The sequence below is a fragment of the Chitinophaga sp. Hz27 genome (assembly GCF_042263525.1).
GTDB lineage: Bacteria > Bacteroidota > Bacteroidia > Chitinophagales > Chitinophagaceae > Chitinophaga.
The window spans coordinates 414,020-440,168 of sequence record NZ_JBHKFJ010000003.1 but is presented as its reverse complement, the minus strand read 5'-3'; the positions used below and the strand labels follow the sequence as shown (position 1 = coordinate 440,168).

At 43.1% G+C, this 26,149-nt stretch carries 22 protein-coding genes; 12 read left to right on the top strand and 10 right to left on the bottom strand.

The features are described from left to right. Positions 1 to 157: 157 nt before the first annotated feature. Positions 158 to 406 carry a helix-turn-helix domain-containing protein gene (locus tag ACE38W_RS08620; protein WP_375830097.1) on the top strand — a complete coding sequence of 83 codons (249 nt, stop codon included), beginning with the start codon at positions 158 to 160 and terminating at the stop codon, positions 404 to 406. A gap of 5 nt (positions 407 to 411) precedes the next feature. On the opposite strand, the gene ACE38W_RS08615 is transcribed toward ACE38W_RS08620, so the two are convergent. Then, positions 412 to 642 (bottom strand): hypothetical protein, encoded by a 231-nt coding sequence (locus ACE38W_RS08615; RefSeq protein ID WP_375830096.1) that lies wholly within the window; start codon positions 640 to 642, stop codon positions 412 to 414. Between the two features lie 313 nt (positions 643 to 955). Between ACE38W_RS08615 and ACE38W_RS08610 the strand changes: the two genes are divergently transcribed. Continuing rightward, the gene (locus ACE38W_RS08610; RefSeq protein ID WP_375830094.1) at positions 956 to 1,177 is read left to right on the top strand and encodes a helix-turn-helix domain-containing protein; all 222 of its coding nucleotides are present in this window, start codon (positions 956 to 958) and stop codon (positions 1,175 to 1,177) included. Between the two features lie 30 nt (positions 1,178 to 1,207). Here ACE38W_RS08610 and ACE38W_RS08605 read toward each other — a convergent pair whose 3' ends face one another. Next, complete coding sequence (locus tag ACE38W_RS08605; protein WP_375830093.1) at positions 1,208 to 1,438, bottom strand: hypothetical protein; 231 nt, start codon at positions 1,436 to 1,438, stop codon at positions 1,208 to 1,210. Between the two features lie 260 nt (positions 1,439 to 1,698). Between ACE38W_RS08605 and ACE38W_RS08600 the strand changes: the two genes are divergently transcribed. Next, positions 1,699 to 2,076, top strand: a complete 378-nt coding sequence (locus ACE38W_RS08600; RefSeq protein ID WP_375830092.1) for a hypothetical protein — start codon at positions 1,699 to 1,701, stop codon at positions 2,074 to 2,076. A gap of 190 nt (positions 2,077 to 2,266) precedes the next feature. Here the strand turns inward: ACE38W_RS08600 and ACE38W_RS08595 are convergent, their stop codons facing one another. Both ACE38W_RS08595 and ACE38W_RS08590 read right to left on the bottom strand, forming a co-directional pair. Beyond that, positions 2,267 to 2,467, bottom strand: a complete 201-nt coding sequence (locus tag ACE38W_RS08595) for a hypothetical protein (protein ID WP_375830091.1) — start codon at positions 2,465 to 2,467, stop codon at positions 2,267 to 2,269. Positions 2,468 to 2,580: 113 nt separating this feature from the next. Continuing rightward, on the bottom strand, positions 2,581 to 3,411 hold the full coding sequence (locus tag ACE38W_RS08590) for a S1 RNA-binding domain-containing protein (RefSeq protein ID WP_375830090.1): 831 nt from the start codon (positions 3,409 to 3,411) through the stop codon (positions 2,581 to 2,583). 139 nt (positions 3,412 to 3,550) lie between these two features. Here ACE38W_RS08590 and ACE38W_RS08585 point away from each other — a divergent pair, with 139 nt between their 5' ends. Further along, complete coding sequence (locus ACE38W_RS08585) at positions 3,551 to 4,387, top strand: sulfite exporter TauE/SafE family protein (protein WP_375830088.1); 837 nt, start codon at positions 3,551 to 3,553, stop codon at positions 4,385 to 4,387. Between the two features lie 4 nt (positions 4,388 to 4,391). Beyond that, the gene (locus ACE38W_RS08580) at positions 4,392 to 4,790 is read left to right on the top strand and encodes a DUF1634 domain-containing protein (protein WP_375830087.1); all 399 of its coding nucleotides are present in this window, start codon (positions 4,392 to 4,394) and stop codon (positions 4,788 to 4,790) included. Between the two features lie 81 nt (positions 4,791 to 4,871). On the opposite strand, the gene ACE38W_RS08575 is transcribed toward ACE38W_RS08580, so the two are convergent. The 5 genes from ACE38W_RS08575 to ACE38W_RS08555 all read right to left on the bottom strand — a co-directional run bounded on the left by ACE38W_RS08575 (position 4,872) and on the right by ACE38W_RS08555 (position 14,582). Continuing rightward, positions 4,872 to 6,587 carry a RagB/SusD family nutrient uptake outer membrane protein gene (locus ACE38W_RS08575; RefSeq protein WP_375830086.1) on the bottom strand — a complete coding sequence of 572 codons (1,716 nt, stop codon included), beginning with the start codon at positions 6,585 to 6,587 and terminating at the stop codon, positions 4,872 to 4,874. A gap of 17 nt (positions 6,588 to 6,604) precedes the next feature. Next, complete coding sequence (locus ACE38W_RS08570; protein ID WP_375830085.1) at positions 6,605 to 9,697, bottom strand: SusC/RagA family TonB-linked outer membrane protein; 3,093 nt, start codon at positions 9,695 to 9,697, stop codon at positions 6,605 to 6,607. Between the two features lie 129 nt (positions 9,698 to 9,826). Then, entirely contained in the window at positions 9,827 to 11,365 is a 1,539-nt protein-coding gene (locus ACE38W_RS08565; protein ID WP_375830084.1) for a glycoside hydrolase family 28 protein, read from the bottom strand. 58 nt (positions 11,366 to 11,423) lie between these two features. Beyond that, positions 11,424 to 12,827, bottom strand: a complete 1,404-nt coding sequence (locus tag ACE38W_RS08560) for an alpha-L-fucosidase (protein WP_375830082.1) — start codon at positions 12,825 to 12,827, stop codon at positions 11,424 to 11,426. Positions 12,828 to 13,067: 240 nt separating this feature from the next. Next, on the bottom strand, positions 13,068 to 14,582 hold the full coding sequence (locus ACE38W_RS08555; RefSeq protein ID WP_375830081.1) for a malate:quinone oxidoreductase: 1,515 nt from the start codon (positions 14,580 to 14,582) through the stop codon (positions 13,068 to 13,070). A 331-nt stretch (positions 14,583 to 14,913) separates the two neighbouring features. Between ACE38W_RS08555 and ACE38W_RS08550 the strand changes: the two genes are divergently transcribed. Both ACE38W_RS08550 and ACE38W_RS08545 read left to right on the top strand, forming a co-directional pair. Then, entirely contained in the window at positions 14,914 to 15,747 is an 834-nt protein-coding gene (locus ACE38W_RS08550) for a metallophosphoesterase family protein (protein ID WP_375830079.1), read from the top strand. Between the two features lie 78 nt (positions 15,748 to 15,825). After that, positions 15,826 to 16,470 carry an SMI1/KNR4 family protein gene (locus ACE38W_RS08545; protein WP_375830078.1) on the top strand — a complete coding sequence of 215 codons (645 nt, stop codon included), beginning with the start codon at positions 15,826 to 15,828 and terminating at the stop codon, positions 16,468 to 16,470. Between the two features lie 80 nt (positions 16,471 to 16,550). Here the strand turns inward: ACE38W_RS08545 and ACE38W_RS08540 are convergent, their stop codons facing one another. Continuing rightward, complete coding sequence (locus ACE38W_RS08540; protein ID WP_375830076.1) at positions 16,551 to 16,937, bottom strand: SRPBCC domain-containing protein; 387 nt, start codon at positions 16,935 to 16,937, stop codon at positions 16,551 to 16,553. A gap of 133 nt (positions 16,938 to 17,070) precedes the next feature. Between ACE38W_RS08540 and ACE38W_RS08535 the strand changes: the two genes are divergently transcribed. The 5 genes from ACE38W_RS08535 to ACE38W_RS08515 all read left to right on the top strand — a co-directional run bounded on the left by ACE38W_RS08535 (position 17,071) and on the right by ACE38W_RS08515 (position 26,136). After that, entirely contained in the window at positions 17,071 to 18,216 is a 1,146-nt protein-coding gene (locus tag ACE38W_RS08535) for an FAD-dependent monooxygenase (RefSeq protein WP_375830075.1), read from the top strand. Between the two features lie 77 nt (positions 18,217 to 18,293). Beyond that, on the top strand, positions 18,294 to 20,759 hold the full coding sequence (locus ACE38W_RS08530) for a glycoside hydrolase family 9 protein (protein WP_375830074.1): 2,466 nt from the start codon (positions 18,294 to 18,296) through the stop codon (positions 20,757 to 20,759). Positions 20,760 to 20,846: 87 nt separating this feature from the next. Next, complete coding sequence (locus ACE38W_RS08525; protein WP_375830072.1) at positions 20,847 to 21,593, top strand: DeoR/GlpR family DNA-binding transcription regulator; 747 nt, start codon at positions 20,847 to 20,849, stop codon at positions 21,591 to 21,593. Positions 21,594 to 21,693: 100 nt separating this feature from the next. Beyond that, on the top strand, positions 21,694 to 24,813 hold the full coding sequence (locus ACE38W_RS08520; protein ID WP_375830071.1) for a SusC/RagA family TonB-linked outer membrane protein: 3,120 nt from the start codon (positions 21,694 to 21,696) through the stop codon (positions 24,811 to 24,813). A gap of 18 nt (positions 24,814 to 24,831) precedes the next feature. Further along, positions 24,832 to 26,136 carry a RagB/SusD family nutrient uptake outer membrane protein gene (locus tag ACE38W_RS08515; RefSeq protein ID WP_375830069.1) on the top strand — a complete coding sequence of 435 codons (1,305 nt, stop codon included), beginning with the start codon at positions 24,832 to 24,834 and terminating at the stop codon, positions 26,134 to 26,136. Positions 26,137 to 26,149 lie beyond the last annotated feature (13 nt).

Here is a 26,149-nt window from a genome sequence, read left to right as displayed (position 1 = left end):
GTTGGATGAATTGGAAATAATTTTTTTAATTATATCTATGTTAATCTAATCATGAACCCTTGTTAATCATTGATTATCAGTTATTTGATATATTAGTACTATAGTGTTAGTACTATAATACGCGTATCAAAGTAATGGTTTGATTTAATTTTCGTCTATGAAACGTAATCAACCTTTACTAGACATTATCGGAGAGAATGTAAAAAGACTCAGGATACAAAATGAATGGGATCAGGATGAACTTGCAATATTAGTAGGCCTTACGTTTAGTTACATTACAAAGATTGAGAATGGCAAGAGAGATATTAAAACAAGTACCTTGGCAGCATTTGCAGATGTTTTTAAAGTTAGTATAGAATATCTATGTACTAAATACATTCCTCCACCAGATGTGCAAGACAATTAAGTTTCTTATTTCTCGAAGCAGGTAACATAGTAAGTAATTGGTTGATTACCCTGTTGCTCATTCACTTTTTTATGAAGGCCATCAATTAAAATTGTTTCTGTAACGCCCTTTTTGGGAAGATATGCCCCATTTATTGTCATAGTTATCGTGATGAGAGAAATGGCGCCTGGCTGAATGCCTGCTAAATCTTCGATAAATTTTTCTACCAATGCAGGGATACGCTCCTGTTTTTTCATGAAATATGGTTTGTTGGATATTATATTAATGTATAAGTAGCAGAGGTTCATTTGCTACCCTTGAAGTAATCATGTTACGGCATAACTACTTCGTTTTTAAGGGTAGACTTGATTTATTGAGAGCCTCTTTTTACTAAAAAAATTAGTAATTTTGCAACCAGATTGATAACCCGGATTAAAATTTGTTAATCTATTTTTATGTTAGATATCCTACTTATTATTCTGACATACAGTTAATTATATGTATAGTAGCATAATACTAGTCGTTTTGTACTGGTATTATCATAATTGCAGGTGGTAATTTCCCACGTAGATGGAGAAAAACGAACATATAATAAAGTCCTTCGGTGCCAACTTGAAACGTATCAGGAAAGAGAAGGAAATGACTCAGGTTGATGTTGCCTTTGAGGCAGAACTTGAGCCAAGTTATATGACGCGCCTTGAAAATGGCAAAGTTGATCCTTCCCTCAGCACCATCTGTGCGCTGGCCAGCGCACTGGATGTAGACCCCTGCGAATTGATTACTACAGTTTGATCTCCTTCTAGCGGAAGTTATCCTGATTGATTACTGCTCATAACAAGTCACATAATATTGCAAGGGTGTAAACCCCTGCACTTCATTAATTCTTTTACGGTTACCATCTATCAGTATCGTTTTATTATGCCCTTTCGCGGGCAAAAAATCGCCGTCTACAGTCATCGTAATGGTTATCAAACTGGCTATATCCTTATCTATAGCCGCTATACTCTCAACAAAGCGCTCAACAATCACTAAAATTTCTTCATTTTTTTCCATTGGGGAACCCTAATTTTTAGTGAATATAAGCCATTTAAATATATTGTACAATAGTGCTAGTATTTTAGTGCTTTGTCTGTGAGAGGCTATTTATCATTTTAATATCCAAGAAATTATTTTTTAAATGATATTATCATTTAATGTAAAAATTACTGATTGTAAATATGTAATGGAAATTCAACCGTATTTACCACTATTGAAAATAATTGTTTTTCATTTTTAAAGAAATAAATAACATTCAACCATTTTAACCTTAAGCAATGACAACAGAAGCAAATATTAACATCACCAAAGAAAACGGGAAAATCACAGCCATTTCGGTTCTAATGCCAATTTGGACCAAGTGGAATGATTTCGGTCATTTATCTATCCAAATTCCCTTGTTGGGTTTGGAAGCTTTAGCACAAAATGATGAAGATGCCGAAGTGGCTATCGAAGAAGCGACAATATCTTTTTGTGTAATTGCAGAGAAATTTGGCGGGGGAAAAGAAAAGGAATTAGAGGTATTAGGATGGAAATCAATTACCAATAGCCAATTAGAGTACGATATAGATCATGGAGACATTCTTCTCCAGGGCATTTTTAAAGCATGTGATAATTATGTAAATCCACATTTGAAATTAGAATTAGCAGCTTAAATAAATGTTATGGCAGCCCCATTCTATCCAACTGTGGATACAAATTTTTTATTACAATGTGCACGTGAAACAGATAAGCTTGACGAAAATGGAATATTAAGAACAGGTAGGAGAATCAGCTTTATTAAATGATATAACAAAGGCAAGGATGTTGGGTCCATGCCTTTGTTTTTTAACGTTAAATCAAATCTTATTCAAACTCGGGAACATTTTGCCTGAGCCTCAAGGTCGATATCAAAAAATAGACACTCGCCAGGATCATCAGGAAAATTCCTCCCAGTCCCAGCTTAAAAAATGTCTTGATACCAATCAGGGAATTGGCGCTCGCAATAAACGAGGAAATGGCAATGATTACACCGAGGGTTGCGACAATGATTGCTAACTTTTTCATTCTCAATATGGTTAGGATAGTAAAAAATGATATAACATTATGGTTATATCTATAGGTTTTCCGATGTATGAAATTAATATTTATCCCTCGATTTTTCTAATCCTATCTGGAAATTATTCTTCTACTGCCTTAATACCTGTTTGCGTAAAGATGATCTTATGTTGTTTGTATAAACTACCGGTAGTCATCTTAAACGTCTTCTTACTCATACCAAAAAACGCCTGGATTTCTTCAGGGGTAGATTTATCGTGGTAAGGCAGGTAACCATTATTTTCTTGCAATAATCGCAGGATTTTTTCGCCTTCATCCTCTACACGTTTGTATCCTGGCTGTCCTAATGCCACATCTATTTTATCTCCCTTCACGCTTTTTATAAACCCTTTCAATTTATCACCAATATCCACAGGACGGAAAATATCGCTGAAATGCAGGATACCCGTATGTGTATTGTTGACAATTACCACGTAACCAATTTCTGTACGGCGATAGATGATCAGATCTACATTATCTTTTTCATTCAGCTCAATGTTTTCATTGCTGAGTGTAGATTCAATACGCTCGGTGGCGGCTACACGACCTGTCATCTCATCCAGGTAAATCTTTACCAGGTATTCTTGCCCAGGTACCATTTTACTCATCTGCTGGCTGGTAGGAACGAAAATGTCCTTCATCAGGCCCCAGTTGAGGAATGCGCCCTGGTGGGTAGTGCTCACTGCTTTCAGGTTGACGATATCTCCTACAACACCAAAAGGCTTCTGCGTTGTCGCGATCAGCCTGTTTTCTGAATCATGATAGATAAAAACCTTCAGCTCATCGCCTACTTTGGTGCCTGCGGGTACAAACCGGGTAGGCAACAGGATTTCCTGATCTACAGCTTCCAGGTATACACCAAAATCAGCTTTTTTCTTTACACGCAGCAAATTGAATTCACCTACTCTTACCATAATTATTATTAGTTAGCGGGTGCAAGTTACTTATAGATTACCGGATTGCGAGAATCATATTCTGCTTACTTTTGTAACAATCAGATAAAAATCTGGTTTAATACCTGAAATTCCAACAAATACCAACCAAACCATTCTTATGACGATTTTATCATTTACCCTAATCCTTTTAGTGGGGGCATTCCTCGCGGGAATGTTGGGGTCGCTCACCGGCCTTGGTGGCGGTGTAGTCATTATTCCTTTGCTAACCCTCGTATTTCACACCGATATACGTTATGCTATCGGAACTGCACTTATTGCGGCTATCGCTACATCTTCCGGATCTGCTTCTGCCTATGTAAAAGAAGGTATTACCAACATCCGCCTGGGAATGTTCCTGGAAATAGCTACTACCACCGGCGCTGTTATAGGCGCACTGATAGCCGTGTTTATGCCCACCAATGTAGTGGCCATCATATTCGGTCTGGTGCTGATTTTCACGGCATTAATGTCCTTTAAACCTAAAAAAGAATATGTAACAGACGAGGATACCAGCGAACTAGCCAGAAAACTACGCTTAAACGGCGCTTATCCAACTCCTACAGGCCCGGTGCCTTACACCGTGCACCGTGTAGCTGGCGGTTACTTTATGATGATGTTTGCTGGTATTATGTCCGGTCTTCTCGGCATAGGCAGCGGGGCTCTCAAAGTGTTGGCTATGGACAATATCATGCGTATTCCTTTTAAAGTATCTACCACCACCAGCAACTTCATGATTGGTGTTACGGCCGCCGCCAGCGCAGTAGTATACCTGCAACGCGGTTATATCTCCCCGGGACTTTGCCTTCCTGTGGTGATAGGCGTATTGGCAGGGGCTTTCGGCGGATCGAGGTTACTGGTAAAAGCAAATGTAAAACGACTTCGTTTAGTCTTTAGCGTAGTCATCAGCCTGCTCGCTATCCAGATGATTTACAATGGTTACACCGGAAAACTCTGATACCATGAAGCAACTATTTTCAAAGAATTACTGGGCCGACAAGGATATTCAGTTGATGATCGGAAAACAATTACGTTTAGGCGTGATCATGTCCAGCACATTGGTTTTAATAGGCGGCATTATCTACCTGTATCGGCATGGGGCTGAAATGCCTTCCTATAGGGAGTTTACGGGAGTTCGTGCAGGCCTCGATAGCTTTGCTGGCATTATCCATGGCGTTCGTGGTATCCACGGAATGGAAATCATTCAGTTGGGCGTTGTTTGCCTGATTGCTACACCTATTCTTCGTGTAGCCTTATCCGTATTTGCATTTTTATTAGAGAAAGATTACTTGTACGTTGTCCTTACATTGATCGTATTAGGTGTGATACTCTTCAGCATGCTGGGAGATCTGGCCGGATAATCATCTTCATAAAATAACAGCAGCCTGCAAAAGTGATGAGATATTCACTTCTGCAGGCTGCCGCTTTTTTAAGCAAAACTATTACAACCAACCTTGGTTCTGACCATACGCCGGCCCTGTGGTAACGGCATTGATCTGATCTAAAGGAATTGGACGCAGCAAATGTTTAGGACTTTGGAAATTCGCTCTGCAATCCGGTGTATGCTTCTTGATGCGTGTTTCTAACTGTCCGGTACGTACGAGGTCCAGCCAACGGACATTTTCACCTGCCAGCTCTCTGGAACGTTCATCCAGTATGAAGTCGAGATTTAGGTCTGCCACTGTAATATCCATGGCTGCTTTGTTACCATTAGGATAGGCGGCCCTTTCCCTGACTGCATTCACTAACGGTACTGCGTCGGCAGCGCGGCCATCCATCACCAGGGCTTCTGCTGCTACCAGGTAAGTTTCCGCTAGCCTATAAGCGATAATAGGCCTGATTGAAGGCGCATTCATATCTGCACGCTTAGTATCTTGATATTTGCTCAAAGCTGGCCCCATACGAGGATTATATTGAGAAGACGGTATCAGCGTGTACGGCGCTGCTGCTATCTGTGCCGCGCTACGAGGGCCTTGGGGGAGATAGATAGCGGTATCGCCCAGTTTAAATTTAGGTCCGCCAGCCACGGCTCCTGCTGGAGCTCCCGCTGGCAAAGGAGTAGGCCATTTAGGAATGCTGCTCGCATTATTGCAATACCAAACTGTCTGGAAGGTTTTGCTAAAGCGGGAATCATTGACACGCTCCTTGAAAATAGTATCTATCAGCCACAAGGTAGGAATCGTTCTGATATAGGGCCTGCCATCTGCGATATCACGTTGCATACCATCCACTTTTTCATACTGAGGTACAAAAAGATGTACGAGCATATTATCAGGCGTGCGGTTATCCTGATTGGGAGATCCATTGTAAGCCAGACTGGACGTATGTTGCACGGCCCATAATACTTCTGTACTGTTTTCATTTCCTTCTGCAAATACACTTGCAAAATCTGGTAATAACGCCAGCCCGTTAGCACCTGCATTATTAATGACATCCAATGCTGTCGTATAGGCGTCATGGTAGTCGGTAGCCTGTTTAGCCTTACTGCCGGCGCGTGTCAGATAAACTTTCGCCAAGAGGTGCTGCGCAGCTACCGCCGTAGCGCGACCTGGATCTACTCCTTTCGCGCGTGGACTCAAAGGCAAATCTGTAATCGCATCTTTTAAGTCTTGAACGATTACATTGTATACATCCGCCATGGGATCACGTTTTGCAGCTGTAGAGGGGGCTGCATTGAAGGCAGTGTTCAAGGTTACATCTCCCCAAAGCTGTACCAACACAAAATAATAATTTGCACGGAGGAACTTCGCTTCTGCTACCATTCTCTTCTTCACATCATCCTTAATTCCTGTTACATCTTTTGAATACTGAATCACCGCATTACAAGTATTAATGTAGGTGTAACAGTTATTCCATAATGAAGTGCCTTTACCATCAGTGGATTGATAAGAAGGTGCTAACAGGAACATATCTTTGTTACCATCGTTGCCACGCATGAATTCATCTGTTGCGGGTGTAGTCATAGAGAAGTAATCTTCACAACCCCAAATAGTGCGCGTGCCTGCGTAAGAGGCATCCAATGCGGCATTTAATCCTTGTGTAGATTTATAGAAATCAGGCGTGAGTACAGCGTGTGGTTTTTCTTCCAGCATTTTTTTACATCCGCTGAAAATAATACCAGTAGCCAGTATGCAGATGCTGTATAATAGTTTCTTCATAAAAAACGCTTTAAAAATTATAAAGTAAGATTTACCCCAAAAATCATAGACCAGGTACCAGGCGTATCTGCGTTGATGTTACCTGCTGATTCAGGATCTACGCCATGATATTTATTCCTATACTGTGAAAACAGGATCAGCGGATCTTGCGCGGTAGCGTATACGCGTAGTGATTTTGCTTTCAGGCGTTGTACAAAAGATTGTGGTACGTTGTAACCGAGACTGAGACTACGGACTTTCAGGAAGGAACCGTTGATATAACCCAGTGTTGTATTGTACTGTGTTTGGGTAGATGAATTATTTGGTTTTGGATAATAGTTTTCACCGCTGCCTGGCGTCCAGTAGTGCACGTTCAGGTTATTGTAATTTCCCTGGAAGGTATTGGCAAAACCGCCACCATAGAGTTTACTATTCAGTAATCCGCCAACTCTTGCAAAAACAACTACGGTAAAATCAAATCCCTTGTAGCTGAAACGGTTGGTCATACCACCTTCCCATTTAGGTTGTGCGCTACCAATAATTGTTTTGTCTGCCGCGCTGAAAGTACTGTCTCCATTAACATCAGCCACACGAATATTTCCGATAACAGAAGTAGGGCCGGTTACATTTTGCTTGTAAGCCAGTGCTGTAGCAGAATCTAGCTTGTTGTCCTGCCAGATACCTACACGCTTATAATCGTAGTACACACCAATAGGTTGGCCTACAAACCAGCCATTGGCAAGGTCTTGCTGGATACCATTGTATAGTTGTGTAATTTTTCCTCGGTTCATATACCAGTTCAAATCTGTTGTCCAGTTGAAACCATTGGCTGTCTTGGATTGTACATTAACGGTGGCGATGTGAACTTCAACGCCTTTGTTTTCTGTTTTACCTACGTTTACGAGCACATTCCCTGGGATACCGCTGGTACCGGGAAGTTTCTGTGGTAATAAGAGGTTACTGGTTTGTTGAATGTAAGCATCTACACTACCGGTAATTCTATTGTTGAATAGTCCGAAATCAAGACCAGCATTGGATGTGGTGGTATACTCCCATTGCAGTTTCATATTAGGGGCGGTATTGAGATAGGCTCCGGTAACATTGGTACTGCCGTAGTTATAGTTGATCGCTGTAAGTGAACCTTTTGTTTGATAAGGATCAATCGCGGTATTTCCAGTACGTCCATAACTCATACGCAGCTTGAGATTGGAAAAGGTCTGTGAGTTTTTTGCCCATGGCTCCTGGATAATATTCCAGCTTACCGCTGCAGATGGAAAACCCTTGAACTGAGTACCTGGCGCGAGTCTGGAGCTGCCGTCGGAGCGCATGGTAAGCGTAACGAGATATCTGTCGTCGTAACTATAGAACAATCTACCCATATACGAAATGATATCCCACTTAGGGTCAGTACCACTGCCAGAAAGGTTGGAGCCATATTGTGCATTGGCATATTCCAGGTTATCATACAGTAGATTACTGTTGTTATATTTTGTATTACGGGCATTTGATTCCTGCACACTATATAATCCGGTGAGATTAAAACGATGTTTGCGAATAGTTTTATCGTAGTACAAGAGGTTTTCTATAGTAAAGCTGGTGCTTTGTCCATAGTTGGTTTCGCTGGTATTCAGTCCTCCAAGGTTGTTTGAAGTTTTACTGGCGTAGAAATTACCATAGTTATCGTTTTTAATTTCTGCGCCGGCGTTCAATCTATATTTTAATCCAGGGATGATGTTCACATCGAGATAGGCCGTGGTAAATGTTCCGGTTCTTTTTCTTCTTTCTACCACAGCGCCTGGAATAAAGTTGGACAGCGGGTTCCAGATCTGCGCGGCGCTGCCGGCAACGAAGTCATTGATGATAGCGCCGGTGCTGTCAAATGCAGGCGCCATAGGGCTTGCGCGAAGTACTTGCCCCATAGGATTGGCGTTTTCTCCAATGGTGGTAGAAAAGTTGTTGAGTGAACTTAATCCTACTTTGAAAATTTTATTGATCTGATGATCTACACTGATCCTGGCAGAAAATCTTTCGAAAGATTGACCTGGATAAACGCCTGTCTCTTTATAATATCCTCCGGAGATGCTGAACTGTGTACGTTCATTACCACCTGAAATACCAATCTGGTGGTTGGTTTGCAGGCCTGTCCGATATACGAGGTCTTGCCAGTCTGTGTTGCGGCCTTTTGCCAAGCCATCTCTTTCTATCGCATCAAATCCATCGAGCATAATTTTAGGATCATTTGGACTGCTGTATTTCACGTTATCTGCATTATACAATGCCCATTTTTTGAGTCCTGCGTATTGTTCAGAATTCATGAGGTCATACTTACCAGAAGGTTTTACAAAGCCCGCATATCCGCCATAGGTAATGGTGGTGCCGCCTGCGCTGCCATGTTTGGTAGTGACGATAATAACGCCGTTAGCACCGCGTGAACCATAGATCGCAGTGGCAGAGGCGTCTTTGAGTACTTGTATGGAGCTTACATCATCGGGGTTTATATCGTTGATGTCGCCGTTGAATGGAATACCATCAACAACAAACAGTGGCGCGTTGGTAGCTCTGATAGATCTGCTGCCACGCACCAGGATGGTTGGTTTTGCACCAGGTTTACTATTGCCGCCGCTTTTTTGAATATCGATACCAGCGCCTTGTCCTTTCAGTGCCTGGCTTAAGTTGGCTGCTGGTACATCTCTTAAGGCCTGCGCATTGATGGATGTTATAGAGCCTGTCAGATCAGATCTTTTTTGCGTACCATATCCTACTACCACTACCTCATTCAATTCACCTTTATTGGCGTTGAGTTGAATGTTGAGATGTGGCATATCGGTATTACCAATTTCTATTTCTTTAGTAAGAAAGCCGGTGTAGGTAATTCTTAAGAAAGTGTGTGAAGGTGCGGTGAGAGAAAAGGTTCCGTCTACGGTGGTGGTGGTTCCTTTGGTGGTACCTCTTATCACTACGTTTGCACCGGGCAGAGGTTCGCCGTTTTGAGAAGTAATGCGGCCGTGGATGTTGACGGTATTTTGTGCGTATAACGTTGATGGGTATACGCAAATTAATAAGAGTAAAATGTACCAGTATTTTTTGATACCAGGTGGAATGCATCTCCTGTAGGAGTGGAGTGATTTCATAACGTTTGATTTTTTGTGTGGATGATAAATGGTTGATGTATTTGCCGGAAACAGGTTTGCTGGTTACGGGCAATAGGCTGTCGGGCTGCGGTTTTACGCAGCCTTGGGTAATGTGGTAATATGGTTATACTATTGCTTTGTTACAGCGTTTTCAGGTACACTGCTGTCGGTTGTCACGGTCAGATTTTTTGAAATAACAATACCTCCGCTTTTAACGCCACTCAAGTGTAAAAAGGTTTTCTTGTTGTCGGGGAGCGTAATGTTTTTTATCTGCACATTATTCGCATCTGAAATTTTTGCTACAGGTTCGTTTCCCCCGCTGGCAGGGATTTTCCACTTGCTGATCGTTATATTAGCCAGATCATAACCAATAATAGCTGGTCTTTCATCTGTTTTATCTGAAGTAAATACAATGTTATTGAAACGGATATTCGCTACATGTCTTACATAAAGACCGTAGGCGGGAATGATCTTTCCAAACATTTTTATTTCCGGGTAGTCGGCGGTCTTCTCTTCTAATACTATGCCTGCATCTGCTGCTGTGCCGGTACCAGGTACATTGATATGAATATTTTCAAGGGTAACGTTGGCAATATAATGATCAGGGATACCAGAAATGAGCATGCCTGTCCAGGTGCCGGTTTTTACTTTTACATTTTTGATGCTTACATTGGTAATGGTACCGGTAGGTTGTTTGGTATCGCCATCACGGAAGGTTTTGAGCCTGGCTCCTAATCGCATGATGATGGGCATGTTCACACTATCCATGTCTATATCTGCGATGTCTATTTTATTAATATGTGAGCCATCTACAGAAAATATTTTTATGCCACCTTCTCTTGCATAGATGACTTTAATATTTTTCACCAGAATTTCTTCGAAGTTGCCTGCAGATTCAGTACCGAATTTAATGGCGCCTTCGCCGGTATTGATACGGACATTGCTGACTAATACTTTTCTACATGGGAATGGACTGGTGGTTTTAAAACAGATAGCATCATCGCCGCTGTTGATATCACAGTCTTGTATAATTACTTTTTCGCAGCAGTCTATATCGATACCATCATTGTTTCCGAGGCCACGGCTGAAGATCCTGAGATCTTTTGCCTGAATGTTTTTGCAACGGAAGAAGTGAAGAGTCCAGGCGGTGGGAGCGGTCAGCATAACACCTTTCATCGCTACATCTTCACAGCGTACGAACCTGATGAGGAAGGGGCGGCGTTGATGTCCGCCGGAAGCATAAACTAGTTTTCCTTGTCCGTCAATGGTGCCTTTGCCGGTGATGCCTGTATGTTGAATATCTACTGCACCAATGAGTGCGTATCCCATTTGTTGTCCCAGTCCGTCTTTGAAGCCATCAATTACCTGATAGTCTTTGATATCAGTGCTTCCCAGCAGCGTGGCGTTTTCATCCAGCTGTAGGGTGACATTGCTTTTAAGCAGAATAGTGCCAGTGAGCCACTTTCCTGCGGGCACTTGCACGATGCCACCACCAAGCGCAGTACAGCTGTCTATCGCATGTTGGATAGCCGTGGTGTTTAGCGTGTGTCCGTCGCCGTTAGCACCAGTAGTAGCAATATTAATGGTGATGGGGAGCTTGGGAGTAGCCTGTACCGCAAGCAATGCTGTGCAAAATAATATCAGGGTGGATAGGTAGGTTTTCAACATAACTATAAATTAAGAAAAAATGGGCAACGAGCACTTTTTGCGGTTACCCATTTGGTACTTATAGAGTAGTGGATTCTACTTTGATAACAGAGGCGATGTTATCTGGTGCGGTAGCCGGAAGGTTTACCACCAGTGCATCTCCGTCTGTGCTGGTTGTCAGGGAGGTTCCATTGGCAAGCAGGGAAGCTTTGCTGACTTTATTTTTCAATCCTGGCACTACCAGTTTACCATTTGCCGGCCAGTTGAAAACGGACAGGTAATAAATGGTTTTCTTGCCTGCTGTTTTTTGTGTGCAGCGGCCCCAGTCGAGGGCTGGCAGGCTACTTCCTGAAGTACCGTAGATGGCTTCGCCGTTTACTTTCATCCATTTGCCGATACCAGCGAGCGATTCGATGGTAGGCTCAGGGAAGGTACCTTCAGCGGTAGGGCCTACGTTGAGCAGATAGTTACCATTTTTAGAAGCGATATCGATCAGGTTACGCACCAGTGTTTCTGTGCTTTTCCATTTGTGGTCCCAGCTTTTGAAGCCCCAGGTGCCGTTCATGGTCATACAGGTTTCCCAGTCACGGCCATCGAGTTCTTCTTTGGTAGGGATTTTCTGCTCTGGAGTTTTATAATCTCCCGGGAAATTCGGGCGTTTCAGTCGGTCGTTGGTAATGATATTAGGTTGGATTTTCAATACGTCCTGTAATTTCTGGGCGTATTCATCTGTCATATTGGTAGGTGTATCCCACCAGAGTACGGCTACGTCGCCATAGTTGGTGAGCAGTTCTTTTACTTGTGGTACGGCTACTTTATCGATGTATTCAGACATGGTAGCAGTGGTTTGAGCTGGGTCCCAATGGCCGCTGTTTGCTTGTGTATAAGCATCGATGCGGGCGGAGTCTGGGTTAGGCCAACCTTCTGACGCTACTTTACGAGCAGCTGCGCCGCCTGGGTTATTCCAGTCTTGTGCCTGTGAATAATAGAATCCCAGTTTGATACCATATTTTTTACATGCAGTGGCGAGTTGTTTCAATACATCTTTACCATACGGTGTGGCATCTACGATATTGAATTTGCTGGCATTGGATTTAAACATGGCAAATCCGTCGTGGTGTTTGGCGGTGATGACGATATATTTCATACCGGCATCTTTGGCCATTTTCACCCATGCATCTGCATCATATTGAATAGGATTGAATTGTTTGGCATACTGTTGATATTCTGCAACAGGAATTTTTGCGCGGTTCATGATCCATTCGCCGCCACGTTGTACCTGTTGGCCTTTGTACATTCCCGCAGGCACGGCATAGTCGCCCCAGTGGATAAACATGCCAAACCTGGCTTCTCTCCACCATTTCATATGTTGGTCATGTGCGGCATTGGTTGTAACGGAGGCTGCTGCTTTGACGGGTGTCTGGGCATAAAGGCCGGAATAAACAGCTAGCATGGCTGCCAGACAGCAGGTAAGTTTCTTCATAATGGAATTCTTTTTTAGTTCTTTGCAATCGTTTGCATGATTCTTGAAAAAAATAAGCGTTAAACGCTTAATGAATGGAACTACTGGTGCTATAAAACGATTGCAGGATTAAAAATCCATAATATTTTGGATTGAAGCTGACTTGATTTTGCTTTAAGCAGGTATTTTTTTCACAAGGACAAAAAAAAGCTATCTCCTGTTTAGAGAGATAGCTTTTTATATTACGCTGCGTGGCTGCTGTTAAGCAGTTTCCATTTGTTTCAATTCCAGTACGTTAGTCGTCCATTTACGGAGTTTCAGTGTCAGCTCAGGATTATTGAGCAGAGACTGTCCGTAAGAAGGAATCATTGTTTTGAGTTTAGTCTGCCATTCTTCTGTTTCCAGTTCTTCCTTGAAGCAGCGTTTAAGGAGGTTGAGCATGATTGATACGGCGGTAGATGCACCAGGAGAAGCACCGAGGAGAGCAGCGATAGAGCCATCGGCCGCGCTAACTACTTCGGTACCAAATTCGAGGATACCACCATGTTCAGGATCTTTCTTAATTACCTGTACGCGCTGACCAGCGATTTCCAGTTCCCAGTCTTTCATTTCTGCATCCGGGAAATATTCGCGGAGAGCTTCGAGTCTGTCTTCTGGTTTCTGGCGTACCTGTGCGATGAGGTATTTGGTCAGTGGAATGTTATCAAGGCCGGCAGACACCATTGGGTGAATGTTGTTGGCTTTGATAGACATTGGGAGATCGAATATAGAGCCGTTTTTCAGGAATTTGGTGGAGAAGCCGGCGTATGGTCCGAACAGCAGTGCTTTTTGACCATCGATCATACGGGTGTCGAGGTGTGGCACTGACATTGGCGGTGCGCCTACAGAAGCTTTACCATAAACTTTAGCCTGGTGACGAGCAATAATTTCAGGGTTGTTGCAACGCAGCCATTGACCACTAACCGGGAAGCCACCAAAGCCTTTACCTTCAGGGATACCGGATTTTTCCAGCAGTGGAAGGGAACCACCACCAGCGCCAATGAATACGAATTTAGCTCTAAGGGTATTTTTTTCGCGGGTATCGCGGTTTTTTACTTTTATCTGCCAGAGGCCATCATCTGTTTTTTTCAGATCACGGACATCATGGTTGAAGTGTAGGGAAACGCCTTCCATTTGCTGGAGGTGTTTGAAGAGCGCACGGGTCAGCGCACCGAAGTTTACGTCGGTACCCATTTCCATGTGAGTAGCAGCTACTTTCTGTTGAGGGTCGCGGTTTTGCATAACCAGCGGCATCCAATCGCGCAGTTGCTGATGATCTTCAGCGTATTCCATACCCTGAAAGAGGTGACATTGTTGAAGGGATTTGTAACGCTTTCGCAGGTACTCCACATTTTCCTCACCCCATACAAAGCTCATATGAGGAATACTTTGTATAAATTCCTGAGGATGGGAAACGATGTTGTTTTCTACCAGGTAGGACCAAAATTGACGGGAAACTTCAAACTGCTCAGCAATGTTCACAGCTTTCTTAATTTCAACGGACCCGTCAGGCTTCTGTGGAGTATAGTTCAACTCACAGAATGCGGAGTGACCAGTACCTGCATTGTTCCACGCATCGGAACTTTCGGCTGCAGCTACATCGAGTCTCTCATAAATGGCGATGGTCAGTTCCGGTTCTAACTCCTTCAGGAGCATCCCAAGGGTGGCGCTCATAATGCCTGCGCCTATTAAAACCACATCCGGACCTGTTTCAGACGTACTCTTGCTTCTAAACATAACCCCTATTTAATTCGAGGTGCAAAGTTACAATACAAACTATTAAGCAGGGCGAATAATCTGCTCCTTTACTCCAATATTAACAATCTGATTACAATTCTTTCTGAATAAATTGAAAGTTTAATATCAATCGTACAGAAGCATACGTTATATTAAAAATAATTATATGTGGCAAATTATTTTCTCAGAAATAGTTTTTTATAAACTTATCTAGCTTAAAATCTACCTTTTTCAAGAGCTGCCTATGAATAAAATGCCGCTTGTTTTATATTTATGTTAACCCTGACAGCAACCCTTTAAATCCATTTTCAACCATTATATTTTTATACCCATGATGAACAGAAGAGACTTCCTCAGCGGCATGTCAGCAGCGGTAATTATATCCGCCTGCGGAAAATTTGCCAAAGCTGCCACTAAACAGCAATTCGATAGTAAAACCATATTCAGGTTCGCCATTGGCTCCGATTGGCACTATGGAGAGCCTAATACACCTTATGAACAGTATTTCCTGGACCTGAAAAAAGCATTTGATGCAGTGCATCAGCAAACTCCTTGCGACTGCTTTATCCTCAACGGAGATGTTATCCACAATGAACCTACCTTGCTGGACCCTGCAGTGAAACTCTTTAAAACCATTCACCCTACTGTATTTGCAACCCGTGGTAATCACGACAGGGTAACTGATGCCAGCTGGGAAAAAAACTGGGGCTTCCCGCTCAACTTTGAAAAGAAGATCAAGAATCAGGTACTCCTCTTTGGAGATACAAGCAACCTGGCAGGAGATTTCCTTACGCCAAACGTAGCCTGGTTTGCCCAAAAACTTGAAGAACATAAAAACGCCCAAAACATCTTTATATTCTTACATATCACGCCGGTTAAATGGACGGAATTCGGCGCGTCCTCTCCTGAGTTTGCCAGTCTGATTAAAAAATACCCTAATGTGAAAGCCATCTTCAACGGCCACGATCATGACCAGGATAGCGTGAAGTTGCTGGAAGACACTATTCCATTCCTGTTTGATAGCCATATTGGTGGGAGCTGGGGTACTAAATATCACGGGTTCAGAATCGTGGAACTGAAGGAAGATAATAGCATGCTGACCTATATGATGAATCCATACGAGCGCTTCAATGAATATACTCGTAAGGCTGTGGCTGTCAAATAATTGTTGATAATAATTGCGGAGAATTCGGCAAAGTGAGTATCTTGAACGATGGAATAACCTGTTTTCATCAATTGTATCATGACACTCGAAGCATTAGAGCAATTACACAACTTTAGATACCCTGCGCTTTATAAACAATTATATGCAGATGGTATGCTCAACTGGGGAACATTCGGACCAGAATGGTATAGCCGTGTATTTCCACAACTGCGCTCGCATCCGCCATTATTGCTTTTCGGCAACGACCTGGAAGTAATAGATGTTCCTGATGTAGCGGCTCTATTGGAAGAAGGAATATTGTTTGCAGATCCTGTACATCGCTTTGTGCCAGTGGCCACCAGCGGCGCCGGCGACTGGTACGCTTTATACTATAATCTTCAGGATGGCGACGATGTACCGGTAGTATTAGTTTGGCATGATTCCAACGAAGCGTGTATCCTTGCCCGTAACCTGCAGGAATTCATTTTTATGCAGATGTTGGAAGCGATTACAGATATGGATACCAATTATCCTGGCCTGATCAGTGCTGTTGATTTTAAAGAGAATTGCCAGCTGTGGCTGAAAAGCCATGCGCCATACCTGACAGCGCGTCAGCAAGAAGTGATTAAAGCTGCTTTTGAAAAAGGTGCACTTACCAACGCAGAACTGCATGATATCTTTGAGCAGGAACTCAGCTTTCAATTAATGGATAGCAGCTTTCCTTATCAGGAAGAAGTGATATAATTACATACTATCGTAAGCAAAAAGGGCTGCCATCGGCAGCCCTTTTTGCTTACGTAAAAGACACGCTAAAAGCGCAAATACTATTCTTTATAAAAATCAATAATCGCACCCCAATACTGATCTATCCAACCTTCCGTGATATCATCAAATGCTTCATCAGGAATATTGGTATGACGTAACTCCACATCTGTACCCTTTTTAGAAGGATGTAAGATAATGGTAACTATAGAAGGATTTTCATCACTGTCTTCACCAAAATACCATTCCTGTACAATCTTTCTGCCTTCTTCAAACTCCAGGTTTTTACCGACAATACTCTCTTCCCATAAAGAAAATTCAGAGCCAGGCTCGGTCGACATCTCCGCTTTTTCTCCACTCCATAACTGAATAGTAGCCGGATTGGTTAATGCTGCATACACTTCCTCTGGCGGAGCCGCAACGGCAAAGTATTTTTTGAAATCTTTCATGTTTTCAATTTGATGGCCCAAAGCTAAGATTTTCCACTCCTACTCCCTTTTTATCTACCTAAAAAAATAAATTAGGCCAAATGTACTAATTGTACAAAACCTCCTTATCTTTGTAGTGTAAAACGGAATAATTATGAAAGCAATCATCATCGGAGCAGGTATTGGTGGCTTATCTACGGCTATCGCGCTGCAACAGAAAGGAATAGACTATGAGATCTTTGACGCTGTACCAGAGAACCGACCGGTAGGGGCCGGCATAATGCTCGGCGGAAATGCCATGACGGTGTATGAACGCCTGGGAATTGGTGAGGCGATCCGCAAGCAATCTATTTTTCCTGAAAATATTTTTATCCGGAACTACAAAGGAAAGACCCTTCAACAGGTGAGTAATGTGTATATCCGTCAACGTTATGGCCAAGGGGCGCATATGATACATCGTGCAGCCTTGCATCATGAATTGATCCTGGCCACAAAGCAGCCGGTGCAGTGGGGGAAGAAGCTGATCAGCATAGAAGATACTGCAGATAGTGTAACGGCATATTTTGAAGATGGTACTTCAGCAACGGGAGATATTCTAATTGGAGCGGATGGTATACGCTCTCTTGTAAGGGAACAATATATCACACACGCGAATTATCGTTATTCCGGCCAAAGCTGCTGGCGTGCGATTATCCCAATGACGCTTTCCAGAGAAGAACAAATTAATGGTGCTGAAGTATGGGGTAATGGCAATGGACTCCGGTCTTCCTATATGCAGGTAAATCAGCAACAGGTATATTTTTGGTTTACGAAGAAAATGCCTGCCAACACACCATTTTCTGATGAAGCGGCTATTACGTTTATACAGAAAGAATTAGCTGTATTTACAGGGAATATGCGTACAGTAGCCGCCGCATTAAAACCTGAAATGTTGATCCGTGGCGACTTGTACGACTTTGAGCCAATAGATACCTGGTATAAAGGCAGAGTAGTTTTATTGGGAGATGCAGCCCATGCTACCACACCCAACCTGGGACAGGGCGCCAGTCAGGCAATAGAAGATGCGCTCATGCTGTCTAACTGTATCGCACAAACGAAAAACTATACAGATGCATTCCGTAGCTACCAGGAGCAACGTATTGCACGTGTACGCAAAGTAGTGGGAATATCCTGGAAGCTGGCGCAAATCACCAACTGGAAAGGCGCTATAGCCACCACTATTCGCGATATGATGGTACGTATGGTGCCTAATAGTATAACACAACAGCAAATGGAGTTTCTCTATAATGTGAAGTGGTAATTTATTGCCGCCACATAAGCAGCGTTGAAGGTATCGGAGAAGTTTTATAGCTTTATTCACTTAATCCACGCGTGCTTATGAAGAACTATTCATTATTCACACTGCTATTGCTGTTGATAACTGCTACCTGTTTTGGGCAGACTGGTCAATGGATCCGAATTAACCAGCTGGGCTATCTGCCTGAAGGGGTGAAAGTGGCTGTATTTGGAGCAAAGGGGACTGTTGTTCCCGCTACGTTCCAGCTGATAGATTCTGCTACGGGCAAAGTAGTTTTTACTGGCAAGTCTGGCAAGGACTTCGGGGCATACGGTCCTTTTTCCAATACGGCCCGACTGGATTTCAGCTCCTGGCATAAAGGAGGTACCTATCGTCTCCAGGCAGCAGATGCGTTTTCTCCCTACTTCAAAATAAATAACGACGTCTATAAAGGTGCAGCCGATTTTTGTCTGCGTTATATGCGCCAGCAACGTAGCTGGTTTAATCCTTTCATGAGGGATTCCTGTCATACCCATGATGGATATACGATGTATGGACCTATGCCCGATAGTTCACACATAGATGTGGCTGGTGGTTGGCATGATGCTACGGACTATTTACAATATGTGACTACCTCTGCAAATGCTACTTATCATTTACTTGCAGCATGGCGTGATTTTCCTGGCGTATTTGGCGACCAATATGCGGCCAATGGGCTACCAGGCAGTAATAAGCGTGCAGACGTGCTGGATGAGGCTAAATGGGGCCTGGATTGGCTGTTGAAAATGCATCCTGCAGACAACATCATGTTCAACCAGATTGCAGACGACAGAGATCATCATGGATTACGATTGCCGGGAGAGGATCCTTTTTATGGAAAAGGATTTGAGCGTCCGGTATATTTCTGTACCGGGCAGCCGCAGGGATTGGGGAAATATAAAAACAATACTACCGGTGTGGCCTCTACGGCGGGCAAGTATGCGAGTGCTTTTGCGTTGGGTGCTACTTTGCTGAAACAAGATGCTGCTTATGCTTCGTTGTTGCGTAACCGTGCTTTGTCTGCCTGGCAGATGGGTGTAAAGCAACCAGGCGTTTGTCAGACAGCCTCTGTTGTTTCCCCTTATATATATGCAGAAGATAACTGGACAGATGATATGGAACTGGCTGCAGCAGCGATCAGTAGGCAGATTCCTGGTCAGCAGTTATTGTCGCAGGGAATCCAGTATGCCCGTCAGGAGAAGGTTACGCCATGGTTGGGAAAAGATACGGCTAATCATTACCAGTGGTATCCGTTTATTAACCTGGGGCATTATGAGCTGGCGAAGCAGTTGAAAGGCGCGGAGCAGCAGGAGATCATTGGTTATTATAAAGATGGTATTCGGCTTGTGTGGGAAAAGGCGCAGAAAAACGCATTCTATAGAGCAATACCATTTATCTGGTGTAGTAATAATTTGACGACCAGTTTTGCTATTCAGTGTTATTGGTATCGGCAGTTGAGCCATGATAACGGCTTTGCGCAACTGGAACAAGCCAATGTAGATTGGTTATTTGGATGTAACCCTTGGGGCACCAGTATGGTATATGGGTTGCCTGCTAACGGGGATACCCCTACGGACCCGCATGCTGCGTTTACGCATCTGGGTAATTTCCCTATAGATGGAGGTTTGGTAGATGGCCCGGTGTATACGGCCATTTACAAAAACCTGATAGGGATCAAATTATCTAAGCCGGATGCTTATGCTGATTTCCAGAGTGACCTGGCGGTATATCATGATGATTTCGGGGATTATAGCACCAACGAACCTACGATGGATGGTACGGCATCTATGGTGTATTTGCTTGCCGCTAAAGCGGCGGAAGGCATGCCTGTGCAGCAACAGGTGCAGGGAGCAGTTATCCGCGGCAACACTCAAAAAAAAACTTTAGCCCTGGTTTTCACTGGTGATGAATTTGCAGATGGTGGAATGGCTATACGTAATACGTTGAAAGATAAACGGGTTCCTGCGTCTTTTTTTCTTACAGGAAGATTTTACCGGCAGAATCCTGCATTGATCAAAGCATTAAAAGCAGATAAGCATTACCTGGGATCTCATTCGGACCAGCATTTATTGTATTGCGACTGGGAAAAGCGGGATAGTTTGTTGGTAACCAGCGCGGAGTTTGACACGGATATTTCTGCGGCATATAAGACTATGGGGAGTTATGGTATTACTAAGAAGGATGCGCCTTATTTTTTACCACCTTATGAATGGTGGAATGATACGATTAGTAGCTGGGCAGGCCTACAGGGGTTGAAGTTGGTGTGTTTCACACCAGGCACGCGTTCCAATGCAGATTATACGTGGCCGGAGATGAAAAATTATGTAGGCAGCGATGAAATTTTCCAATCAATACTCACCTATGATAACATTCAGCCAACCGGATTGAATGGTTTTCTGTTATTAATTCATATAGGTACAGATCCACGTCGTCGGGATAAGTTCTATGATCGTTTACCGGCGTTGATAGATACGCTGAGGGCGCGTGGTTATGCGTTTTCACGGGTTGATGATCTTCTTAAAAACTGAAATCGTGCATAAACCTGCAAAATTTTGCAGGTTTATATTTGGATTCGTGCATTTTTTTGCCGAATTTGACAGAACGAATTCCGATCCATGTTAAAAGAAGAACGCCAGGCATATATCCTTCATCAGGTAAACCTGCATAATAAAGTATTGTCATCCCATCTGAGCGAGCAGATTCAGGTATCAGAAGATACGATCAGGCGTGACCTGACGGAGCTTGCGAAGGAAGGTAAGATATTGAAAGTGCATGGTGGCGCCTTGTCAAACTCATTTCACCAGGGGATAACCTCGAGTGAAGTATATGCTGCGGAGGAAAAACGTACTATAGCAATGAAGGCGGTGACGTTGATCCAGGATGGTATGTTTGTACTTACCACTGGAGGAACAACCATTATAGAACTAGCCAGGATACTACCTTCAGAATTACGCGCAACATTTATTACAGTAAGTTTACCAGCTGCATTTGAATATGCCAACCATCCGAATATAGAAGTCATTGTTATTGGTGACAGGCTGGCGAAAGACTCTAAAATAACGGTAGGCGGTGAAGCCATTACCAAAATCATGAATATCCGTGCGGACTTATGTTTCCTGGGCGTGAATGCGATCGATGCCGATGCCGGATTAACAGATAACGACTGGGAAGTAGTGCAGGTAAAGAAGGCGATGATAGCCACGTCGAGAAAGGTCGTTGCCTTATGCATTTCAGAAAAAGTAGATACTACAGATCGTTTGAAGGTCTGTGATGTGGATGATATCGATATTTTAATTACAGAATTACATCCAAAGGCAAAGAAATTACAACCATACAGCAGGAAAGGAGTCAAAATTTTATAATCCTATCTCTTGCCGCTATTCGACTAAATCAGTAACCAAAAGCTTTGCCTGTAAAGGGTTAGGGGAACCACCCATTTATCAACAAGTCTAAATATTTATTATGAAATTGCTCCGATTCAAGCGAGCAGCGTGTCCGCGCTCCATGTTGCTCTTTCTACTGCTCTGCTGTGTGTCCCTGGCAGCTTCCGCGCAAAGTACCATTTCCGGTAAGGTGACAGATGATGCAGGTAATCCGCTGCCTGGTATTACTGTAGCGGTTAAAAATACTTCACAGGGTGCTCAAACAGATCCTGCAGGTCATTATTCAATCAGATTGACGCAGCCAGCAGGAACTTATACACTTATTTTCTCCGGTATCGGCTATACGCAACAGCAACAAAACGTAACAGTTGGCGCGTCTGGTACAGCGACACTGAATGCAAAGATGAGTGAGTCTGTATCCAAGCTGGATGAAGTAGTAGTAACTGGTACATCCGCTGGTACCACACGTAAGCAGTTGGGTAGTTACATCAGTTCAGTAAAAGCAGACGCGCTTAATAAAGGTGCTACCAGTAACGTTTTGACAGCACTGCAAGGGAAAACTGCAGGTGCTCAGATCATTCAGAATTCAGGTGATCCTTCTGGTGCTATGTCTGTAAAATTGCGTGGTATTAGTACTATCAGTGGTTCCACAGAGCCGTTGTATATTATTGATGGTGTAATTGTAGATAACAGCACTACCCGTGTTACCAATACAGACCCTAACTATAATAACGGAAATACGCAGGTAGGTAATATTGGTCAGAACAGGCTCGCAGATATTAATCCGGCAGATATTGACCATATCGAAGTGCTGAACGGTGCTGCTGCTGCGGCCATCTACGGTTCCAGGGCAAACGCAGGTGTGGTACAAATCTTCACTAAAAGAGGTACTTCCGGAAAGCCAACAGTCAGCTTCTCTACTGGCCTGACCGTAAACAGCTTACGCAAAGAACTGGATGTAAACGAATCCCCTACCAAGTTTGGTGGCGATCCGCAGGTAACTACCCAGGACCTTATCACCAAACCACTTTCTACCCAGAAAACTAATGTTAACAGGTATAACTACCAGGATTACATTTTCCGCACTGGTGTAGGTACAGATAACAACGTATCTGTAACCGGTGGTTCAGAGAAAACAAAATACTTTGCATCTGCCAGTTACTTCTATAATCAGGGTATCATCAAGAATACTGATTTCCAACGTTATAGCTTCAGACTGAACCTGGACCAGGAAATCACCAAATGGTTAACCTTCAACGGATCTGTAAACTACATCTACAGTAAATCCAACGAAAAACCTGATGGTAATACCTTCTATTCTCCACTCAATTCTATCACCATTATAGGAAACTACTATGATATTCATCAGCGGAATGCGAACGGAGAGCTGATGAAAGTGGGTAACTTTGGCCGTGTAAACCCGGTATCTATTATTGAAGATTTCCGTCAGGGCCAACAGGTAGGTCGTATCATTACAGGCGCAGGCTTATCTATCAAACCAATAAAAAATCTGAGCATTGACTATAAGGTTGGTATCGATAACTATTCTCAGAATGGTTCTACTTACATTCCGGCATATGCCTACTTTGTAAGTCCTTCTTTCTATGGTGGTGGTGCTAACCTTGATCCTACCCAGAATGGTTATGCGAGTACCGCCAATAACGTTTCCTTCATGATCAATCATGATGTGGGTGCTACTTATACGGCAGATATCAACAAAAATTTATCTTCTGTAACGCAGGTAGGTTATTCTTTACAATATCAGAAGATGACATATTCTTTGAGCCAGGGGCGCGGACTTGGTCCGCAGATTCAGTTCCCAAGCAAGGCGATAACACCTATTCCAGGGGATGATCAACGTACAGAGATTTCTATCAATGGTGAATTTATTCAGCAAAACTTCAAGTACCGCGATCATCTGTTCCTGACGGGTGCATTACGTGTGGATGGTTCTTCTGTATTTGGTAAAAGTGAACGTAATCAGCTATACTCCAAATTGAGTGGAAGCTATGTATTATCTGGTGCCGATTACTGGAAAAATTCCAATATCTCTAATTGGTGGACACTCCTGAAATTCAGGGCGGCATATGGTGAGTCAGGGAACCTGACAGGAATCCCAGCGTATGCACGTTATAATACCTATTCAGGTTCTGCATTTATCGGTGCGCTGGCCTTCCAGTCGCCTTCCACCTATACCGATCCGAATGTTAAACCAGAAAGACAGAAAGAGCTGGAATTCGGTACTGATATGTCTTTCTTTGGAGATCGTATAGGCCTTAGCGTTAACTACTACCGTAAAAAGGTACAAGACCTGTTGATCAGCCGTGCGATCGCACCTACCAATGGTTATTCCAATTACCTTTCTAACGTAGGATCTTTACAGAATAATGGCTTTGAAGTTGTATTAAATGCTATTCCCGTTCAGACAAAAGATTTTGAATGGAATATGACAGCGATCTTCAACAGAAACAGAAATAAAGCACTAGATATTGGTGGTTCCTTGTTGGTATTCAATACCATTGGTGGCGCGCCTATCGCCATTGCTAATGGTGAGCCGATAGGTTTCTTCTATGGAACTTTCTTCGCCAGACAAGCAAACGGTGATTTATTGCTGGATGCTAAAGGTATTCCGATCATTGAAAAAGGTGTTCAGAATTCACCGCTAACATATACCGTAGATCGTTCTATGGGTGGTTTACCAGATACACTTGCTACCGTGCTGAACAAAAAAATAGGTGATCCTAATCCAAAATGGACGGGTACATTGACTAATGATTTTAGGTATAAACGTTTCAGTTTACATACACAGTTTGACTTCGTACAGGGAGTGAATGTATTTAATGCAGATTATAGAACGCGACAGGGTGTTGATAATGGAAAAGTAGCAGAAGCAGAAGATTTGGGTAAACTGCCAAGAGGTTGGATTTATGGTGCTTATCAGATTCAGGAATGGAGAGTAGACGATGGATCTTATGTGAAACTGCGTGAGGTTTCATTGAGCTATAACTTTGGAAAAACAGGTGTATTCAGTGACCTGACAGTGAGTGCCGGCGGACGTAACCTGATTTCGTGGGATAATTACAAGGGATATGATCCTGAAGTCAATGCTGCAGGTCAAAGTACCCTATTGCGTGGTATCGACTTCGGAACCGTTCCTATTCCAAGAACCTGGAATGTTGGAGTACGTGCTAAATTCTAAATTCAAAACTGAACAATCATGAAACGCTACATAACACTTTCTTTAATAGGAGCATTAGCATTGGGTTCCTGTTCCAAGAACTTCACGGATCCTTCGGGTCCTTCTTCTACACAGGTATTCCAGACACGTGTAGCCCTCACTGATGCCGCGGTTGGTTTGCAGGCCTGGTATGCTAAAGACAGAAATGGGTTAATCTATAACACCGTTTGTGCAGGTAGTTTACTCACCGGAGAAACATATGTTACCAATGGAGGTAATACCGATGAAGCACAATTAGGTGCCGGTGGATCTAATGTATTAAATACAAACGTAGTAGTAGGTAACCTTTGGAGCGTTACCAACAAAATCATTTTTGACGCCAATAATATTCTTGCGGCAACTCCAAAAGTTGTACCCACGGCGGCTGATGCAAGTGGTATACTTGCTTACGCAGGAATGTTTAAAGCGATGTCTATCGGTATTCAGGGAACTTACTGGACACAAGTGCCTGATACCACCGGCAAACCAGATACTGCTCACTATGATGTTCACTTTATCCCTGCACAGCAGGGTTTTATAAAGGCGGTCGGCATATTGGATAACGCCATCAACGTGGTTACTGCGAATGCACCAAGTACCACCTTTGCTCAGTATGTACCTGCAGGTATTAATCTTTTAAATACACTGTATGCATTAAAAGCACGTTATGCACTTTATGCTGGTCAGTATGATGTTGCATTGGCAGCGGCAGCAAAGGTAGACCTTACTGTAAAATCTACCTTTAATTTCAACACTACTATTACGAACCCAATTTATACGCTGGCTACCTCAACTGGAAATATTTTCCAGGCAGTAGACAGTACAATGGGGTTACCTGTAGGATTCAGGCCGGATGCAGGAGATCAGCGTGTACTATACTATATGCTTCGTAAGGTATCTGGTACAACTGTAACCTGGACTATCAATGGTTATTACAATACCACTACAACGCCGATACCTGTTTATCTGCCAGGCGAAATCACATTGATTAAAGCGGAATGTTATGCACGTAAAGGAGATTTGCCTGATGGATTGACGGAGTTGAATAAAGTGGTAACCAAAGTTCCGGCCAGTGATCCATTTGGTATAGGAGCCGGCCTGGCACCTGTTTCAGCCACTACGCCTGATCAATTGCTGGACCTGATTTATAAACATCGTCGTATCGAGTTGTTTATGGCAGGGCAGGAGCTGATTGATTCGCGTCGTTTCGGACGCCCGGACAGTGAGCGCAGACGTAGTTATTTACCATATCCATTTGTGGAAAGAAATGATAATCCGAATACACCTAATGATCCTTCGTTCTAACCATGCATATGAA

Bases quoted from the DNA above. Each gene is read 5' to 3' on its own strand.
- ACE38W_RS08515 (WP_375830069.1), top strand. From the start codon at position 24,832: ATGAAACGCTACATAACACTTTCTTTAATAGGAGCATTAGCATTGGGT.
- ACE38W_RS08595 (WP_375830091.1), bottom strand. From the start codon at position 2,467: ATGAAAAAGTTAGCAATCATTGTCGCAACCCTCGGTGTAATCATTGCC.
- ACE38W_RS08570 (WP_375830085.1), bottom strand. From the start codon at position 9,697: ATGAAATCACTCCACTCCTACAGGAGATGCATTCCACCTGGTATCAAA.
- ACE38W_RS08520 (WP_375830071.1), top strand. From the start codon at position 21,694: ATGAAATTGCTCCGATTCAAGCGAGCAGCGTGTCCGCGCTCCATGTTG.
- ACE38W_RS08575 (WP_375830086.1), bottom strand. From the start codon at position 6,587: ATGAAGAAACTATTATACAGCATCTGCATACTGGCTACTGGTATTATT.
- ACE38W_RS08615 (WP_375830096.1), bottom strand. From the start codon at position 642: ATGAAAAAACAGGAGCGTATCCCTGCATTGGTAGAAAAATTTATCGAA.
- ACE38W_RS08550 (WP_375830079.1), top strand. From the start codon at position 14,914: ATGATGAACAGAAGAGACTTCCTCAGCGGCATGTCAGCAGCGGTAATT.
- ACE38W_RS08565 (WP_375830084.1), bottom strand. From the start codon at position 11,365: ATGTTGAAAACCTACCTATCCACCCTGATATTATTTTGCACAGCATTG.
- ACE38W_RS08600 (WP_375830092.1), top strand. From the start codon at position 1,699: ATGACAACAGAAGCAAATATTAACATCACCAAAGAAAACGGGAAAATC.
- ACE38W_RS08580 (WP_375830087.1), top strand. From the start codon at position 4,392: ATGAAGCAACTATTTTCAAAGAATTACTGGGCCGACAAGGATATTCAG.
- ACE38W_RS08585 (WP_375830088.1), top strand. From the start codon at position 3,551: ATGACGATTTTATCATTTACCCTAATCCTTTTAGTGGGGGCATTCCTC.
- ACE38W_RS08555 (WP_375830081.1), bottom strand. From the start codon at position 14,582: ATGTTTAGAAGCAAGAGTACGTCTGAAACAGGTCCGGATGTGGTTTTA.
- ACE38W_RS08535 (WP_375830075.1), top strand. From the start codon at position 17,071: ATGAAAGCAATCATCATCGGAGCAGGTATTGGTGGCTTATCTACGGCT.
- ACE38W_RS08540 (WP_375830076.1), bottom strand. From the start codon at position 16,937: ATGAAAGATTTCAAAAAATACTTTGCCGTTGCGGCTCCGCCAGAGGAA.
- ACE38W_RS08620 (WP_375830097.1), top strand. From the start codon at position 158: ATGAAACGTAATCAACCTTTACTAGACATTATCGGAGAGAATGTAAAA.
- ACE38W_RS08605 (WP_375830093.1), bottom strand. From the start codon at position 1,438: ATGGAAAAAAATGAAGAAATTTTAGTGATTGTTGAGCGCTTTGTTGAG.
- ACE38W_RS08545 (WP_375830078.1), top strand. From the start codon at position 15,826: ATGACACTCGAAGCATTAGAGCAATTACACAACTTTAGATACCCTGCG.
- ACE38W_RS08590 (WP_375830090.1), bottom strand. From the start codon at position 3,411: ATGGTAAGAGTAGGTGAATTCAATTTGCTGCGTGTAAAGAAAAAAGCT.
- ACE38W_RS08525 (WP_375830072.1), top strand. From the start codon at position 20,847: ATGTTAAAAGAAGAACGCCAGGCATATATCCTTCATCAGGTAAACCTG.
- ACE38W_RS08530 (WP_375830074.1), top strand. From the start codon at position 18,294: ATGAAGAACTATTCATTATTCACACTGCTATTGCTGTTGATAACTGCT.
- ACE38W_RS08610 (WP_375830094.1), top strand. From the start codon at position 956: ATGGAGAAAAACGAACATATAATAAAGTCCTTCGGTGCCAACTTGAAA.
- ACE38W_RS08560 (WP_375830082.1), bottom strand. From the start codon at position 12,827: ATGAAGAAACTTACCTGCTGTCTGGCAGCCATGCTAGCTGTTTATTCC.